The sequence below is a fragment of the Nostoc sp. LEGE 12454 genome, assembly GCF_056620565.1.
This window is the reverse complement of the sequence record NZ_JBWQXL010000022.1, coordinates 54,283-70,219: the sequence shown is the minus strand read 5'-3', so window position 1 is coordinate 70,219 and position 15,937 is coordinate 54,283. Positions and strand designations below refer to the sequence as shown.

The 15,937-nt window shown below is 40.5% G+C and carries 14 protein-coding genes and 1 pseudogene; 7 read left to right on the top strand and 8 right to left on the bottom strand.

The window, feature by feature from the left end:
- The first annotated feature begins 458 nt into the window (after positions 1 to 458).
- Both AC1F2U_RS21710 and AC1F2U_RS21705 read left to right on the top strand, forming a co-directional pair.
- Positions 459 to 1,109 (top strand): TraX family protein, encoded by a 651-nt coding sequence (locus tag AC1F2U_RS21710; RefSeq protein ID WP_480262957.1) that lies wholly within the window; start codon positions 459 to 461, stop codon positions 1,107 to 1,109.
- Positions 1,110 to 1,801: 692 nt separating this feature from the next.
- A complete protein-coding gene (locus AC1F2U_RS21705; protein WP_480262956.1) occupies positions 1,802 to 2,761 on the top strand; it encodes an orange carotenoid protein N-terminal domain-containing protein in 960 nt (319 codons plus the stop codon).
- 322 nt (positions 2,762 to 3,083) lie between these two features.
- On the opposite strand, the gene AC1F2U_RS21700 is transcribed toward AC1F2U_RS21705, so the two are convergent.
- Positions 3,084 to 4,697 carry an AAA family ATPase gene (locus tag AC1F2U_RS21700; protein ID WP_480262955.1) on the bottom strand — a complete coding sequence of 538 codons (1,614 nt, stop codon included), beginning with the start codon at positions 4,695 to 4,697 and terminating at the stop codon, positions 3,084 to 3,086.
- 575 nt (positions 4,698 to 5,272) lie between these two features.
- Between AC1F2U_RS21700 and AC1F2U_RS21695 the strand changes: the two genes are divergently transcribed.
- Complete coding sequence (locus AC1F2U_RS21695; RefSeq protein ID WP_480262954.1) at positions 5,273 to 5,698, top strand: hypothetical protein; 426 nt, start codon at positions 5,273 to 5,275, stop codon at positions 5,696 to 5,698.
- Positions 5,699 to 5,874: 176 nt separating this feature from the next.
- On the opposite strand, the gene AC1F2U_RS21690 is transcribed toward AC1F2U_RS21695, so the two are convergent.
- Positions 5,875 to 6,759 (bottom strand): glycoside hydrolase family 75 protein, encoded by an 885-nt coding sequence (locus AC1F2U_RS21690; RefSeq protein WP_480262953.1) that lies wholly within the window; start codon positions 6,757 to 6,759, stop codon positions 5,875 to 5,877.
- Positions 6,760 to 7,201: 442 nt separating this feature from the next.
- Between AC1F2U_RS21690 and AC1F2U_RS21685 the strand changes: the two genes are divergently transcribed.
- Together AC1F2U_RS21685 and AC1F2U_RS21680 are read left to right on the top strand one after the other, a co-directional pair.
- Positions 7,202 to 9,388 (top strand): sensor histidine kinase, encoded by a 2,187-nt coding sequence (locus AC1F2U_RS21685; RefSeq protein WP_480262987.1) that lies wholly within the window; start codon positions 7,202 to 7,204, stop codon positions 9,386 to 9,388.
- A 393-nt stretch (positions 9,389 to 9,781) separates the two neighbouring features.
- Complete coding sequence (locus tag AC1F2U_RS21680; protein WP_480262952.1) at positions 9,782 to 10,429, top strand: class I SAM-dependent methyltransferase; 648 nt, start codon at positions 9,782 to 9,784, stop codon at positions 10,427 to 10,429.
- Positions 10,430 to 10,588: 159 nt separating this feature from the next.
- Here AC1F2U_RS21680 and AC1F2U_RS21675 read toward each other — a convergent pair whose 3' ends face one another.
- Together AC1F2U_RS21675 and AC1F2U_RS21670 are read right to left on the bottom strand one after the other, a co-directional pair.
- Positions 10,589 to 11,062, bottom strand: a complete 474-nt coding sequence (locus AC1F2U_RS21675) for a hypothetical protein (RefSeq protein WP_094349953.1) — start codon at positions 11,060 to 11,062, stop codon at positions 10,589 to 10,591.
- 173 nt (positions 11,063 to 11,235) lie between these two features.
- Positions 11,236 to 12,033 (bottom strand): dienelactone hydrolase family protein, encoded by a 798-nt coding sequence (locus AC1F2U_RS21670; RefSeq protein ID WP_480262951.1) that lies wholly within the window; start codon positions 12,031 to 12,033, stop codon positions 11,236 to 11,238.
- A gap of 250 nt (positions 12,034 to 12,283) precedes the next feature.
- On the opposite strand from AC1F2U_RS21670, the gene AC1F2U_RS21665 reads away from it, so the two are divergent.
- Entirely contained in the window at positions 12,284 to 12,823 is a 540-nt protein-coding gene (locus tag AC1F2U_RS21665; protein WP_480262950.1) for a DUF2267 domain-containing protein, read from the top strand.
- Between the two features lie 65 nt (positions 12,824 to 12,888).
- Here the strand turns inward: AC1F2U_RS21665 and AC1F2U_RS21660 are convergent, their stop codons facing one another.
- Together AC1F2U_RS21660 and AC1F2U_RS21655 are read right to left on the bottom strand one after the other, a co-directional pair.
- Positions 12,889 to 13,227, bottom strand: coding sequence for an element excision factor XisI family protein (locus tag AC1F2U_RS21660; RefSeq protein ID WP_480262949.1), 339 nt, complete (start codon positions 13,225 to 13,227; stop codon positions 12,889 to 12,891).
- Positions 13,215 to 13,631 (bottom strand): XisH family protein, encoded by a 417-nt coding sequence (locus tag AC1F2U_RS21655; RefSeq protein WP_480262948.1) that lies wholly within the window; start codon positions 13,629 to 13,631, stop codon positions 13,215 to 13,217. Before AC1F2U_RS21655 ends, AC1F2U_RS21660 begins: the two co-directional genes overlap by 13 nt.
- Positions 13,632 to 13,771: 140 nt before the next feature.
- On the opposite strand from AC1F2U_RS21655, the gene AC1F2U_RS21650 reads away from it, so the two are divergent.
- Positions 13,772 to 14,341 carry a Uma2 family endonuclease gene (locus AC1F2U_RS21650; RefSeq protein WP_480262947.1) on the top strand — a complete coding sequence of 190 codons (570 nt, stop codon included), beginning with the start codon at positions 13,772 to 13,774 and terminating at the stop codon, positions 14,339 to 14,341.
- Between the two features lie 33 nt (positions 14,342 to 14,374).
- On the opposite strand, the pseudogene AC1F2U_RS21645 reads toward AC1F2U_RS21650, so the two are convergent.
- Both AC1F2U_RS21645 and AC1F2U_RS21640 read right to left on the bottom strand, forming a co-directional pair.
- Positions 14,375 to 14,692: pseudogene (locus AC1F2U_RS21645) on the bottom strand (aspartyl protease family protein); the annotation flags it as partial.
- Between the two features lie 22 nt (positions 14,693 to 14,714).
- Positions 14,715 to 15,857 carry an IS4 family transposase gene (locus AC1F2U_RS21640; RefSeq protein WP_480262986.1) on the bottom strand — a complete coding sequence of 381 codons (1,143 nt, stop codon included), beginning with the start codon at positions 15,855 to 15,857 and terminating at the stop codon, positions 14,715 to 14,717.
- Between the last annotated feature and the right edge of the window lie 80 nt (positions 15,858 to 15,937).

Below are 15,937 nucleotides of genomic sequence, written 5' to 3'. Positions count from 1 at the left end.
TGCCAATCTGCTGAAGAGGGCGTAGGCGTTAGCCCGTCGTAGACATCGCCTAATTTGGATCGTAGACAATCATCAACTTTGTTAATGTTATCAAATTGCTAGTATTTAGTAGCGCTCTTTTATTACTGTTACCAAATAAAAATTAGAAATCCAGGACTTACGCAAAAATTGCTAAAAAGCTTAATTTATCGAACCGCCAAGACGCCAAGAGCGCCGAGAATTTGTAGACTGTGCGTAAGTCCTGAAATCTTGATTTTCATTCATCGGCTTTATGAATCTATAGATAGGTTGGGGAACCACAGCCAACCCAGCAAGCTAAGATTCTCCTTGGGCGGCGAACTGGCGTTGAAGGTTTGGGCAACTCCCAAGAAGCGGAAGATTTCACTCAGGATATTTTTTGAACCTGTAAGCGATCGTTAAGAACCTATTTGGCAATTTTGACGGTAAAACTCAGCGTTATGATTAAAGTTTCAGCTTTCAACATTAAAATTTTAGCAGCAGTGTTCATGGTTATGGATCATGTGTGCTATTTGCTAATGCCAGACTTCTTAATATTGCACTTTTTTGGGCGATTGAGCTTTCCCCTATTTGCATGGCTTCTGGCTAAAGGCGAAAAACACACTCAAAATGTATACCGCTATGGAAGCAGGCTATTAATTACAGCAATTATATCTCAGCCAATCTATACTTTTGTTTTCCAAAAGTACTCGTTTAATATTCTCTTCACGCTTCTTCTTGGACTTGTGATGTTGCGCTTAGTAAAGCTTTGCTCGCAATTATGGCAACAATTAATAATTACTGGATTGTGTGCAGCACTTTCTGAGGTCTTGGGCTTTGAGTATGGAGGATATGGGATTGGAGTAATTTTATTGATGTCTTTAATAGACAAACTCAGACCCGGTGTATGGTTGCTCTACTGGTGCATCTTGCACTTTATTTTAGTAATTCTATCGATTAATTATATATTTCAAATTTGGGCAGTTTTTGCAGGATTCATTGTTTTTCAATTCAATGGTAGACAAGGTTCGCGGGCTAGATGGTTTTATGTGTTCTACCCGGCTCATTTAATAATTTTAGGTGTAATCAATTATTTAATACAGTCTAGGTAGGATTGAGCAACTGACCTACAGATAACCTCCAGGCGATTGGCTTCATGGATTGAGGCAAAGTCATCCCTTAAACAAATGGCGATCGCAAATAAAATAAATTTTTCTTTAACCTAGTATCCGACCTTTAAAATCAATAAGGGCTGGCGGTAAGGCGCATAAGAATTTTGCTAACATCCATGTCATCAGGTTGTTCGATTGCATCTGCGATCGCTCAAGCAATAGTCTCTGGTGGAATATAAATCTGGCAGAAATCCTGCATCCCACAATGTGCCTCACTATCCGAAATACTATCGGCCAGTTTTAAACAAAGTTGAGCAATTGAGCAATTGTATTTTTATTGCTAAAAAAGTCTAAAATGCAGATACATTTATCTATATAGATAGATAATATATAGCCACATATCTTTCTTTAGGAAGATATGGTTTTCAAAACAGAACTTTTATTAAACTATAAATTTGAAAAAAATAGTGGATATACATTTCCTTCAATGATATTCATCAGATAAATCTTCTAAGCCTTAGTCTTTTGTTAACGTTTACCAGTTATGATGCCATAGTGAATGATAATAATTCGGATTTGGATATCTAGAGATAATTGTGTCATCCAGGAAAAATGCTCTAGATTTATTCCCTAGACTGCAAAATTGTCGCCGAAAGCAACTACTAAATAGCTAAATCTTTAAGGTAATAAGCATGAGTTATACTATCGATTCCGCACGCAATATTTTCTCTAGCACTCAAGTGGCAGATGCTGTTCCAGCCACTACAGCAATGTTTGCTAAACTCAACATTGAGGATCAACTGGCATTTCTTTGGTATGCCTACGCTGAACTAGGTCGTACAATTACTCCAGCTGCTCCCGGAAAAGCAAATCTCCAATTAATGGAAGGTATATTCAACGATATTAAGCGGATGTCTCATGAAGAGCAAACGCAATTAATGAGTGATTTAGCGAGTAATGCTGATACACCTATTAGCCGTTCCTATGCATACTTTGGTGTCAACGCCAAGCTGGGATTCTGGTGGCAGTTAGGAGAGTGGATGAAAGAGGGTATCGTTGCTCCTATGCCAGTTGGCTATCAAATGTCAACTGAAGTTAAAACAGTGCTACAAGCTGTTCAGAGAATCGATCAGAGTCAGCAAATTACTGTACTACGCAATACTGTAGTAAATATGGGCTTCGATCCGTCTGTGGCTGATAACAAACAGGCAGAAGTCATAAACTTTAAGTTTCCACGTGCATCTCTAAGTCCCAAATTTACTATTGAGGGAGTTACAGAACCGACAGTGCTGAAATACATTGAAGCGATGAATGCAGATAACTTTGAAGCTGCTGTTGCTTTATTTGCTAACAATGGTGCGCTGCAACCACCATTCCAAAAACCAATTGTTGGTCGAGAAGCGATCACTTCCTATCTACGAGATGAGGGACAAGGGTTAGTGATGAAGCCAACCAAAGGCGTTTCGGAAACCATAGAAGATGGTTATACACAGCATAAAATTACTGGTACGGTCGAAACTCCTTGGTTTGGCGGTAATGTTGGGATGAATATTGCTTGGCGATTTTTACTCGATCCTCAAGGTCAAATTTACTTCGTGGCTATTGATTTACTTGCTTCTCCCAAAGAACTGCTTAACCTAACTCGGAAGTAAAATTCCTTTGTCTTAATACAAAAGTAATTGCGCTTGTCTAAGATGATGTTTAAAAAGGGCTTTTTGCTCTCATAGTTAGCAAAGCACTGTATCTTAGTACATAGCTAAAACCTTAATCTGGCGTTGTACTTAACCCAGTGCAGAACTGCAAATTTATCAATTTCGGGACTTTTAAAACATCCTCTAAGTGCTATGACGCTCATCAAATAAAATCTCAATCAAAGCTCGGTTCTATTAGAACCGAGCTTTAGTCAAATGTAGACAAACTAGTGTAACATAGCGCAACGCATCTTACAGAGGGATGCGATCGCATTACATACAATCATGCTGCCTCAATATCAGATTCCAACGTGCCGAAGAGAGATTTCATAAAAGTTAGTGTCTCATTGTCATCCATTAGTAGTTTCCGTACAGCCTTCTCATACTGTTCACGGTTTTGAAACCCAAGTTCTTTTGCGATCTTGTCTAGGGCAGGCGTTTCGCGAACCGGATATTGTGAGATAATTTCTGCCAAATTGCCAGCATCAAGTGCATTTTGTAACCTTTCACGTTCTGCTGTGACAACACTAACCCCATCAATATAAACATTTATGGGTTCACCATTAGCAATTTGTTCTCTTCGAGGCAAATGCCGAAAAAACTCTTCACGAAGAGCCTTTTCAGCAGTTCGCTCACTCAAGCGTTGAACATGTGGCTGGACTGCTGCAATCGCAGCAGTTTTGGCATTAGCGAGACGAGTAGGAGCGTCATCTCCAGTAACGACTGCATAGCGCTGTGCAACAAGGTCTTGAACGGATGGATGGTAATAGATCGACTCGACAGAGAAGACCGAAAGGGCATATACACCCTTCTGTTTGAGCTGGTTAATGTCCGCTTCCGTCCGTCGGTCGTTATCAACGATACCAAAAGCATGAAGCCAGTGAAGATCGCCAGCGTCCCGGATGCTGGAAACAGCATGTTCAACATCACGGCAGTTCGATTTAGCAACAACGGAGACGTTTGGAAACACTAGACTGTAAAGCGGTTTATCAAGGCTTCGTTCGGTGCCTTCGATGAATAGGAGCTTTCTGCGTGCGCCAAGGATGTCCTTTTTGAGGTCATCATCGATCTCAGTGTCGAGGGGAACAAGATCCGCGTCCCAACCACTGACGGAAGATCCAGCATAAGTGCAGCCTCGGATAAGCAGTGTACGTGCGCCCGGATTATCGAGGGGCAGCATCACGTCGTGCGTAGACACAATGAATGCACAATCATGCCGTATGGAGAACAAATGTGTTAGGAGCGGTGAAATGATGGAGCGATGAAGGTGGCGCTCCGGCTCATCAATTAGTAACAATGTACCGTTCTTAACAGTCAGTACGTTTGCCGCGATTAATAAGGCATTACGTTCGCCGTCCGAAAGCTCCGCAATGCTGTAGGGGGTGCCGCCACATTTGCTTGCAACTACCTGAGCGCTCTCAACGACAGATATCTCAATAGGAATATTTGAAAGACGTAGAAGCTCATTGATGAGCTTTATAGGAGCATCTTTCTTTGAAAGAGTCTTTGCAAGCTCAATGTTGTTACTATCGACTGCACCGGCAATTGATCGAGCACGCACGTTTTCGGCGTCAATGAGGTCATAGATCGCAATGCTCGTGCGTTGTGTAGCGTAATCGTCTCTCCAGCGCGAGTGTAGACTGGTGTCTACGCTTCGCATAGTGGATTCATAGTCTTGCTTTTGCTTGGGTGATAAATCCATTGCATTGGAAGAAAACCAATTTTGGCGATGTGCCGATATTCGTCGCGCATTAGCATGATAAGGAGTATATAACTGTTGCATCAAACTGGACTTGCCAGTACCGTTAGCACCAAGAATGAATAGGTTTTCTCCCACGCTGACAGTGAGATTGATTGGTTCGCCAGCAGAGCAAGGAATAGTCAAATTGAAGGTCACGGCGTGTTACCATTTAGACTTTTGTAATTATAGACAATGTACAAGGCAAAAAAGGATGGTAGTCGCCCGCAAACTGCCTAACTAGTTTTACAAAATACAGTTTTTTATTGTATTTTGCTATACCCATTTTCGATTTGAAATTTTTACTATGACCATAATCTGATTACTGCATCGGGAAAATAGATAAAGTCAAATTTAGTTAGCAAAAGCTGCTTTTACTTTCTCAAACTCCAGTTTGCTTTCTCATTTCGGTGTTTTCCGTAAGCAAAAGCAGCTTTTACTTTCTCAAACCCCAGTTTGCTTTCTCATTTTGGTGTTTTCCGCAAGCAAAAGCAGCTTTTACTTTCTCAAACCCCAGTTTGCTTTCTCATTTTGGTGTTTTCCGCAAGCAAAAGCAGCTTTTACTTTCTCAAACCCCAGTTTGCTTTCTCATTTAAGTAGTTCGCGCAATCTGCTGTAATTATCTCTGTGTAGCAAAAAACATTACAGATTTGCCGGAATTCTCTCAGGCTGATCTATACGGAAATTTTTTAAGGTAAAGAATATTAACCGTACTGTATTAGAAGGTGTAGATCGTGGCTCGGAGAAAAAGAACTTCCTCAGTGTTAGAAAGAGCAGTGCGTCGTGCGGCTAGCATAAACTCTATCGATCCAAGTTTAGATTTAGGCAATGGACTCACCTTACCTGCCTTCTCAACCCTGATCGAAACGATGCGAACTAAAGAAAATGCATATAACAGTGCGCTTTCTAGCTTGGATAAATTGTATCGGGAAATGCTGGAAACAGAAGACGAACTGGGAGATATGACAGAACACATGCTAATGGCAGTTGGAACTCGATATGGCAAAAGTAGTGTAGAGTACGGTATGGCGGGAGGAGTTCCTAAAAAACAGCGTCGTAAAAGACTACGAGGCGAGTCACCAACTCCCAGTAATGAGCAACCTTCATTCGTTGCCAGTGTGGAGGGCAAGAATGGAAAGAAACCAGCAGCGACAACTTAGGATGTGCGTTATTACTGAAAATGAGGGGAACAGGTATCAGGCTTGGGTTTGGGGAAAAGGTTAAAGGGGAAGGGTTAAAGGTTTTTTCTTTCCCTTTTCCCCTTAACCGATAAGTATTAGCTGCAACCGAACATATTAGATGCGATCGCACCTCAGATTTTCCATCAGGTACACTTTTATAGAGACTTGATCCGTTCTACGCCACCCCATATTTCAAAAAACCGTTTAGTTTCAGCTTCTATCTCTGAAATTGTTCTTGGCTTTCCATTGCCAGAACCCGGAAAAACAATATAAACGATATCCTTGGCAATTCCTCGCCTGACTCTTGATTGTACTAATGGATCGTTTCCAACAGCCTGAGACAAAGCTATTGAACCCTCTCCAATCTGGTTTTTAGGGCCAACATCAGCATAAATTGCAAAAGCGAGTTTTTCATTGTTAGTGTTGTAAACAACTGCAAAATCTCCTAATTTAACGCCTGTAGCCTTTCTAAAATCACCATTTCCCGGAAGAACAATATACGGAATCTTTGTTGAATCAACATATCGATGTGGATCTTGTTTAACAAATCCAGAGTCAAATAATGCAGTTGTAGAAATATAGTATCCAGGATATGGATCGGTACTACTTTGAATAAATGGATTGCCGTTGTTATTTACAGCTAGTGCCCACCAGTTATTTGGACTCCCAGCATTTGCCAAAAAATCAATCCCTTTATCTGCGGGGTGATAAGCATTAGGCGCACCATCAGCATTAATGCTCATACCTGCTTCATAGAAAAATGCAGATTCTCCATTTGCCTGGAGAATGGGAATGTCACCAATTTTAAGAACAGTCTCGATCGAAAATTTTGTGACTGGACTAAGAAATTTTTGAGCGACAAAACCTTCTAAAGTTTTTCCTTCAAGGATAGTTGCAACCTTCCACCACTTGTCATTATCCGAATTTTTTATTTTAGATACAATATATCCTTTTGGAAGAGTTGCTATTTGATTAGCTTCATCAACAATCGGTGCTGAACGTATATTCAAACTATCTGATGTTACTTGAAATTGCTGCATAAATTACTCCAAATTTAAAAGTTGAACTGATGAAACTACATTAAAAAAACCAAATTTTGTGCTGATGCTATTACTAATATCTAGAACGTCTCAAACTCTGATTTTTTTGTGTCACGCCAGCGACAATTGGGAGTCAGCCAGTTAGGTGGGTAATGCCTGATTTCCCTGTGGGGAAACAAGGCGAATACAGGAGAAGAAACCCCCGCAACGCACCCTAAATCTAAATGTCACTTACTAAATTAAATCGCTGGATTTAGATCCCTGACTTCTTACAGACACCCGGAGGGTAGAAGTTGGGAATCTGGGCAGCAATTTTTGCTTAAGAAAGTACCATTTCACCCTAAAGCCGCCTTTGACTTGACAAAAAAATTTCAACAAACGTGAGTATGCGAACATCTTGGGAACTATAGAAGCAAATCAGCACAATTTTCAGCTTCCAGTAATGAAGACTCCCTATTTCAGCAAAGCTAAAGCGTTACCATTACAGATTGTTCTTATTGTTCCCTTCCTTATCCAAATTTTTGCAGCAGTCAGCTTAGTAGGTTATTTGTCTTTTAAAAATGGACAAAGAGCAGTTAACGACCTAGCCGAACAGTTGATAGAGCGCACCAGCGATGTCGTCGATGAACACCTGAAGTCTTATCTTTCCATTCCGCAAACACTTAATCAGATCAACGCAGATGCTATTCACAGGGGACTATTGGATGTGAACGATCGCGAAACCCTTGGCAAGTATTTCTGGGATCAGATGCAGGCTAATGACCTAACTTATATTGGTATTGGACTAACAACGGGTGAGGGGCTAGGAGTTGCTCGTTATGATGGCAAAACCATTACTATTGATGATTGGACTGCCAAGCTTCCCAATAATACTTTCACTTATGCCACAGATAATCAAGGTAATCGAACTCAAATAAATACTCGATGGACTTGGAACAATTTTACTGAATCTTGGTATACCCAACCCATCGCTGCTGGTAAACCTATTTGGGCAAAGATTGCGACTACAAATTTGCCAACGGGACCTTACATCAGCGCCTCTGCTAGTCGTCCGATTTATGATTCGCAAAATCGCTTATTAGGAATGATTGCAACAGACATTCACCTATTGAAACTCAGCCACTTTTTACGCAGTTTGAATATTAGTAAGTCTGGGCAGGTGTTCCTTTTGGAGCGGGATGGCAAATTAATTGCCAGTTCTGCTAAAGAGAAGCCTTTTGTCGTGGTCAATCAAGAGATCCGGCGATTGCACGCGATCGATAGTTCTAACCCAATCATCCAGAACGTTGCCGGACATTTCCAAACCTCTGGGTTTGGCTCTATCACCCAAGACACAGATTTTCAACTTGAGATGGAAGGAAAACGGCATTTTGTCCATGTTTTACCTTGGCGTGACAAATATGGCTTGGATTGGCTGATGGTAGTGAGTGTGCCAGAAAACGCATTCATGGCACAAATTAACGCCAACACGCGCACCACGATCGCTCTTTGTTTGGGCGCATTAGTCGTTGCCTCAGTGATGGGCGTGTTTACCTCTCATTGGATTGTCCGCCCGATTTTGCGTTTGAATTGGGCAAGTGAGGCAATGGCATCTGGTAATTTCAATCAGACATTAGAAACTAGCCCCATTCAAGAACTTAATACCCTATCTAACTCTTTCAACCAGATGGCAGGGCAATTACACGAATCCTTTAGTGCTTTAGAGAAAAACAAAGAAGAACTAGAAGAACGGGTAGAAGAACGCACTACTGAACTTAAAAATGCATTAGGAGAATTGCAGCGTACTCAATCTCAAGTTATTCAAAGTGAAAAAATGTCTAGTTTGGGACAATTAGTGGCTGGAGTTGCACACGAAATTAATAATCCAGTTAACTTTATTCATGGCAACCTCGCCCACGTGCAGGAATATACTCAGGATTTATTAGCACTGATGCAGTTGTATCAGCAATATAATCCCTACCCTGCTGCTGAAATTCAAACCGTTGCTGAAGAAATCGATCTAGAGTTCTTGCAGGAAGACTTGCCAAAAATGTTGTCTTCAATGAGAGTAGGCACCGATCGCATTCGCCAAATTGTACTGTCGCTGCGGAATTTCTCTCGCATCGATGAAGCGGAATTTAAACGGGTCGATATTCATGAAGGCATCGACAGTACTTTGATGATTTTGCAGCACCGCCTCAAAGGGAAACCAGAACAACCTGAAATTGAGGTGATTAAAGACTATGGCACTGTACCCCTAGTAGAATGCTATGCCGGACAACTCAATCAGGTATTTATGAATATTTTAGTAAATGCAATTGATGCTTTAGAAGAAAATAATACTAAGCTTACCTATCAGGAAATTAAAGAAAATCCCAGCCAAATTAAGATTCGCACATCGGTAGTTAATTCAACGTGGTTAGAAGTGGCGATCGCAGATAACGGAATCGGTATTTCCAAAGATTTACAGCAACGAATATTCGATCCCTTTTTCACTACCAAACCCGTTGGCAAAGGAACCGGCATGGGTATGTCTATCAGCTATCAAATTGTCACAGAAAAACATAACGGTAAACTGGAGTGTTTCTCAACTCCTGAAAAAGGAACCGAGTTTATCATTCAGATTCCTCTGCGGCTAAGGAATGGTTGAAATATGAATTATGGCTGAGGCTTGGGGGAACAGGAAGATGTAGATAGTTTTGAATTATACAGCAGATTTCAAGTTGAGGAGGGGTACACTTCATTGACTTGGAAAGTGCTGTTAGTAACAATACCTTTGCTAATTTACGAAGCTTGAGCAATGATTTGCTGTTTAAAGCGATCGCTCGCTATTATTGATAATACACCAACCGCTCTTGTCACTTCGCTGCTATAGTCGGTCAAGGTATATCAGAGAATATGTCTATTATGAAGTTTTTTTGTTGGTAAAAGAATATACAATGAAGTTTTTTTATTGGTAAGAGAATATATAAATTTTGGGCGCTAACAGATTATACAGTTGAACAGATAGTTCAAATCAGAAGTTCTGTTTGTTAAAAAATTTATGCAAATACATCAGGTGATTGAAACCTACGATCGCGGATCGATGGATTATGACGCAATTATGAAGCGTTACTGGCACATTGAGCGCGAACCCTTAATTGCTTCCTTGCAGCTAAAACCAGGACAAACTGTCCTAGATGCTGCGGTAGGAACTGGTCTTAATCTTCCAGCCTATCCTGAAGATGTACGTGTCGTCGGTGTCGATCTTTCTGAGAAGATGATGGATGAAGCACGTAAAAAGCCCGTATCCGCAGACATCACCTTTAAGGTATCGGATCTCTGCAATCTTGATTTTCCTGATAATAGTTTTGATGCAGCAGCATCGGGATTTACCCTCTGTGTCGTTAGCGATCCAGTCCGCGCCCTTGCAGAGATTCTGCGAGTTACTAAGCCTGGTGCCTTGATTGCCATTCTCGATTACTGCAAATCACAAGATCCAGAAATTCAGAAATGGCAAGAATTAATATCAGATAGTAGTTCACAGCTAGGCTTCCCAACTGGCAAGATCAAGTGGAATGCATTGATGGATTATGACGAATTGATTTACAACAGCAAGCTTCCCATTGAAGTGCTTGCAGACGATCGCATCGAAAGTCCAAACCCATTTTTATGTGGTTGTCAATTACTGCTTAAAAACTCAAAAGCTTAAAGGCAATAGGATCGCACTCTTGTTCAATGAGTGCGATGTCTACAAAAAGCTGCTTCGTATATACGCAGATATTTTAATTCGAGTTGATCATCAGGGGTAAATAGGCTGCGCTTACGGAGGCTGGTTGAAAAACAATTTCTACGCAATCAAGCGATGGGACTACCGAGTAAGACTAGGATCAACCTTCTTCAGGTAATCTCGAAAGATTTGATGTGCGGTTTTGTGGTTTCCTTCAGGAGTCATATCGGACAACCACCAAATGAAACTACTTTGATAACATCTTGGTTCATCTGTTGCAACTAATCGACCAAGGTGTTCACAATTCCAGCCAGTGAAAGTGTACTCCCAATTAGCAAAAACATGAAGGGCTTGTTTGAGCCGCTCAATTGTTTGCTTCGGCTCAAAAGCAATATGGTCAATGCCAACAACAAATTTTGACTCCCTTCTTTCAAAGGAACACAACCCACGACCTGTATCAAAAATGCGTGTATCTGACAGACCAATCCCATAATGCCAAAACGGATCAGGTGGATTTTGCCAGTTAAGTAAACGTCCATATCGCTGACTTAAAGGGTCAGCAAGACAGTCGATTTCTTGTATTGTCTTTTCAACTTGCTCTAAGAATAAAGGCATACACGAAGACGGAAATTATATATCTGTTTATTGTACAAATAATTATGTATATTTTTTTAGAGCAGATACATATAATTTTCGGTATGCCTCTGGCTGACACATAGCTTACTAAAGCAGGGTTTGTTGTTGTTCACGTAACGCACCTTGCATGATCGATGCGATTCCCGGATTTCTCACAAGTGGTTTTTAAACAGTTCTATAACATGTTGCCAAGCATCAGGAGCAGCTTCAGGATTGTAACTTGGGTGTTGTTCCATAAATGGGTACTTGTCTTTGAAAAATCCGGCGAAGAATCCATGTCCGGCGTCGTATCGAAATACACGATAATTGATTTGATGTTTCTTTAATTCTGCCTCAATTTGCTCGTTTTCTTCCTGGGAAACTAATGTATCTCTTGTACCAAAAAATGCATAAATAGTACCTTGGATTTCCGAGGTGCGATTAATGGTTGGAGTGTCTTCACCATAACTAGCAGTGGTAATCCCGCCACCATAAAACGAAGCTGTGGCTTTAATATCGGGTAAAGTCGCAGCCATATAAGCGACATGACCGCCAAAACAGAAACCAATCACACCAATTGCATTATTTTTGACATTGGGTAAAGTTTTGAGATAAGTAATGGTAGCTTGAATATCGCTGAATATCTCTTGATACTTCACTTGTTGATAATATTCCAAGCCCAGCCTATAGCTTTCTGGACTAAACCCAACATCTTCAGCACTAAAGTCAGCCTGAAAACCGGGAGCAATACGTTGATACATCGCCGGAGCTATTGCCACGTATCCTTGTTTGGCGATTAATTCTGTAATATCTCGAATATTACTATTGATTCCAAAAATTTCTGGAAAGACTATAATCGCGCCAAAAGTCCCTTTTTGTGCTGGTTGAGCTAAGTAAGCATCGATTTCTAAGTCATCGTTGGGTACTTTGACATAGGAGGTGTTAATTTCGATGTTTGTTGTTTCTAGCATCTTTGTTTCGGCTGATTTTATACCAACTCATTTATTTTGACTGGTTTTCGGCACTGACCGGCACAAACATCAGAAGTATTGCTCTCCTCACCTCAACCATGACTTTACAGCTATGAGCAGATCAAAGAAATTTCTAACTTTTGAATAGATACCATCTCAAACTTCTGGAAGATTACAAGGGTTTTTGATTTGTGCGACCTTACATAAAGTAAGCATAAAGACTCAAAATTAATAACCAGAAGAAAAAACAATGCCAGATCAAAGTTTTAGAACAGATATTCCAGAAGTTGACCCAACAGAGATTGAAGATACTCGAACTGCGATCGCTGACGAACATCGCTCGTTCCTAGAAAAAGTCCAGGTCAAAGCCGGATTTGCAGATCCCTATGATGCAAGAGACTTTACCGAAGTTGTATTTCGCGTCATGCGCGACTTAATGACCACAGAAGCCAGCGATCGCGTCGAGTCAGAACTACATACAGAGGCAGTGCCTACTGATGAGAAAGCACTCCAGTTTGAAGTGTCCGATCTCTGGAAAGACACCAATCCAATTGTGGGATTTTTGAGCCGGGTTCGTCCACCCTGGCAAGGCCCAGGCATCTTCAAGATTGATTCCGATCGCTTCCTGTTCCGAGTTGCTAATGAAAGTGGAATGCCGCGATCGGTCGAACGAGAGCAAGCGGTTAAAGCAGTGTTTTCTGCCACCAAAGACGAACTTTCCGAAGAGCGGATTCAGGAAATTGCTAGCTGGCTACCTGACTATGTACGTCAGCTTTGGGAACAAGCCTAATTAGAAGTATAAAAAAGTCAAGCCTGTTTGCGATCGTTATTCGCAAACAGGCTTTTTAAATAGATTTAGCCTACAGCAAACTCTGTATACTGTCGTACATGAGGTGCATGATATGCTATCACAATATCTTGCTTAGGCACTCCCTCGCTCACGAGTTGATCTGCGATCGCATCCTCCGTTCCATCATGCTGCACCCAAATTTTTCCATCTTTAATATCTAGATGCAGCACACAGCCATAAATCCGGGTACTACTATCCTTCCATCCCACATGCACAAGCTGATAGTGGTCTTTTGTAGTATCAAAAATGGTTTGACTTTCTATTGGATCGCTATTAGAACGCAACTTTGCTCGCGCCGTCAATAATTTCTGAATTAGTTCACGATACAAATTTAGCTTATCCATTCTGCAATCTCCTGTTTTTGTGTGTCATACACCAAAAGGGGAATTTTGTTACGGACAATAACCGTTTGAATAAATGGATATCTGAAAAATCGCTTATAAACGTCGAGGGGAACTGCCAAATACAACCTCCGCTCTGGATCATCATCTTCCAACGCAATGCGGTAGTTAATAAATTGTCCAATTGCAGTATGGAACTCAGAAATAGTTGAGGGTGCCAAAAACGTTTTGATTTCAACTGCAATCTTTTCCTCATCCTTGGTCGCTGCTAGCAACAGTTCCGCACCCAAGTCTATGTAAAAATCAACAAACCCCAAATCAATGTGGTACGGATCATGAGTAATTATCCACCCTTCCTTCTCAAGGGCAGTTCTAACCAGTTCATGAAATCTATCTCTTGCAGACATCGTAGACAGCTAACCAGAAAGATAAAGTCTTTTGTAGAAAAAAGAATATAAATATATACCGCAGGATTATATCACCTCACAAGTAAATCTGTGACAAAATAATATTGTTGTGTTATAGCTAATGCGATCGCCTAAGACCTATGATTTCTACCATCTCGCGCCGCTACAGCTTGGATGAATATCGTGCGATCGAAGAAAAAGCCGAAGGACGGAGTGAATATCGAGATGGAGAAATTGTACCCATGTCTGGAGGAACGCTCAAACACAGGCGCATCAGTGGCAATATTTTTGCCTTTTTCAAGTTTTTGCTCCGCGATACTGAATTTGAGCCAATTAACAGCGATTTACGGCTGTGGATTCCTGAACATCGACGCGGAGTATACCCAGATGTAATGGCTTTTAACGGCGAACCGCAACTAAATGGCGATCGTTTAGATGAAGTATTAAATCCCGTGCTGATTGTTAAATTTCTATCTCCTTCCACCGCAGATTACGATCGCCAAAGTAAATTTCGGATGTACCGATCAATTCCGAGTTTTAGCGAATATTTATTAGTCGAGCAAGATGAACCTTTTGTGGAACGCTACAGTAAACAAGCTGAAGGTTGGTTGCTCAGTGATTTTAGCAGCTTAGAGGTATCTATTTCTTTAGATTCAGTTAATATTGAATTGCCAATGGCGGAAATTTATCGCGGCGTTGTTTTTGAGTAAATGAATGGACGCTACAGGAGAGATGCGATCGCATTACGACTGTGGACACACATCAAATACCAGTTGTGAACGATAGAAACACACATCAAACTCCAAAAAGAAGTTCATACGTCCTAGCAACAAAGGTACATCATTAGACAAACTCCACGCAAAAACTAAGCGAACAGGCTCAAATGATCCAATCTGAGCAGATACAAGCAAACCTCTTGCTTCAACGGGAGCCAAATTACCAGCTAATGTTACAGAAACCGTCTGTTCTTCCCAAATTGCGCCTAGTTGGACACCAATACTGTATGGCAGAACGCTGACGCTTGCTCCAGTATCTAACAAGCCTGAAACGTCTACTGATGAGCTTGCGGGGCTACAAAAAGGGCTAGGATGCAGATAAAATAAGCCTCATAGCCCTCTCCCCTTGCTGGTAGTACTTACGCTTATTAGGATTTAGTGTCAATAATTTGGCGACTAATTCATAAGAATTTTCCATAAAATTGACCCAGTTAGATCCATATAATCCAATATAAAAACTACTATGTCGTCGAACAATCCGCCCAGATTCTTTAATTCGTCCGACATATTTTTGAACACCCATACGTTTAATTTTTTGACCAGATATAGTTGCAGCGGTATAGGCAAGTGAGATTAATAATATTAATGAAATTAGCCGTTGTCCTGATACATTAGTATCTTCTAAGTTGTAACCACCACTCTTAAAATCTCTAAACATCTCTTCAATATCAAACCGTTTTTTATAAGCTTTAATACTCGCCTCTAAAGTATCAAAATTAGTGAGAATAAACCAGCCTTCTTCTGGGGCGGCTCCAAAGCGTTTACGTTTCCATTTACCAGCAAGGTTAAAACTGATAAATCCTGTAGACTTTGTATATTTAACCCCTTGATAAAAAAACGAAACTCCAGGCGATAAACCTGAATCTTTTAATTGCAGCCAAATCTCCGGTTCTATTTCTATAAAAGTATCTTTCTTTATACGTAAACAAAAGTACACTTGCTGCTCTGTAAGCCAGTTAGCCAATTTCAGTGAACAGAATTCGCGGTCTCCTAGCACAACAGTTTTATAAGTTTTAAACAGGGGTAGCGCTTTATTAAAAACAACTTTTTGTTCGTCAAAATTACTCGAGCCTAACTTGTCTAATAACTCCAAATATATTGGAATAGACCTTTTATCCCAAACCACACTAATCATTAATAGGTTAATGCATCCCCAATTAGTCCGGTCTATAACTACATAAACAACTTCAGTCAAAGGAAAATATATTTCTAGCCAGCTTTTAACTATGGGAAACCATATTTCTTCAACATTTATGTAATTCAGAGATAAAAAACGTTGAATCTTTTTTCTTCTACTCTCAAACAATATTGGAATAGGTAAAGCTGTAGCCAATGTCTCAAGGCTTACAGTTTTAATAGATTGTAATAAATTTATCAGGATTTTTAGTAATAAATATTCTGCACGTCCCAATTCTCGCTTGAGGTTTGTTTCGTAGAATTCTGGTAACATTATCATTAAATAGAGCTTATTGAGAATTAATGCTCTTTTTCTTTTACCATAAATTGCTACACTACTTGCCATATATCTAT

Excerpts from the sequence above, each read along its gene's own strand:
- AC1F2U_RS21710 (WP_480262957.1), top strand. The coding sequence starts at position 459 with ATGATTAAAGTTTCAGCTTTCAACATTAAAATTTTAGCAGCAGTGTTC.
- AC1F2U_RS21705 (WP_480262956.1), top strand. The coding sequence starts at position 1,802 with ATGAGTTATACTATCGATTCCGCACGCAATATTTTCTCTAGCACTCAA.
- AC1F2U_RS21690 (WP_480262953.1), bottom strand. The coding sequence starts at position 6,759 with ATGCAGCAATTTCAAGTAACATCAGATAGTTTGAATATACGTTCAGCA.
- AC1F2U_RS21685 (WP_480262987.1), top strand. The coding sequence starts at position 7,202 with ATGAAGACTCCCTATTTCAGCAAAGCTAAAGCGTTACCATTACAGATT.
- AC1F2U_RS21680 (WP_480262952.1), top strand. The coding sequence starts at position 9,782 with ATGCAAATACATCAGGTGATTGAAACCTACGATCGCGGATCGATGGAT.
- AC1F2U_RS21675 (WP_094349953.1), bottom strand. The coding sequence starts at position 11,062 with ATGCCTTTATTCTTAGAGCAAGTTGAAAAGACAATACAAGAAATCGAC.
- AC1F2U_RS21670 (WP_480262951.1), bottom strand. The coding sequence starts at position 12,033 with ATGCTAGAAACAACAAACATCGAAATTAACACCTCCTATGTCAAAGTA.
- AC1F2U_RS21665 (WP_480262950.1), top strand. The coding sequence starts at position 12,284 with ATGCCAGATCAAAGTTTTAGAACAGATATTCCAGAAGTTGACCCAACA.
- AC1F2U_RS21660 (WP_480262949.1), bottom strand. The coding sequence starts at position 13,227 with ATGGATAAGCTAAATTTGTATCGTGAACTAATTCAGAAATTATTGACG.
- AC1F2U_RS21655 (WP_480262948.1), bottom strand. The coding sequence starts at position 13,631 with ATGTCTGCAAGAGATAGATTTCATGAACTGGTTAGAACTGCCCTTGAG.
- AC1F2U_RS21650 (WP_480262947.1), top strand. The coding sequence starts at position 13,772 with ATGATTTCTACCATCTCGCGCCGCTACAGCTTGGATGAATATCGTGCG.
- AC1F2U_RS21640 (WP_480262986.1), bottom strand. The coding sequence starts at position 15,857 with ATGTTACCAGAATTCTACGAAACAAACCTCAAGCGAGAATTGGGACGT.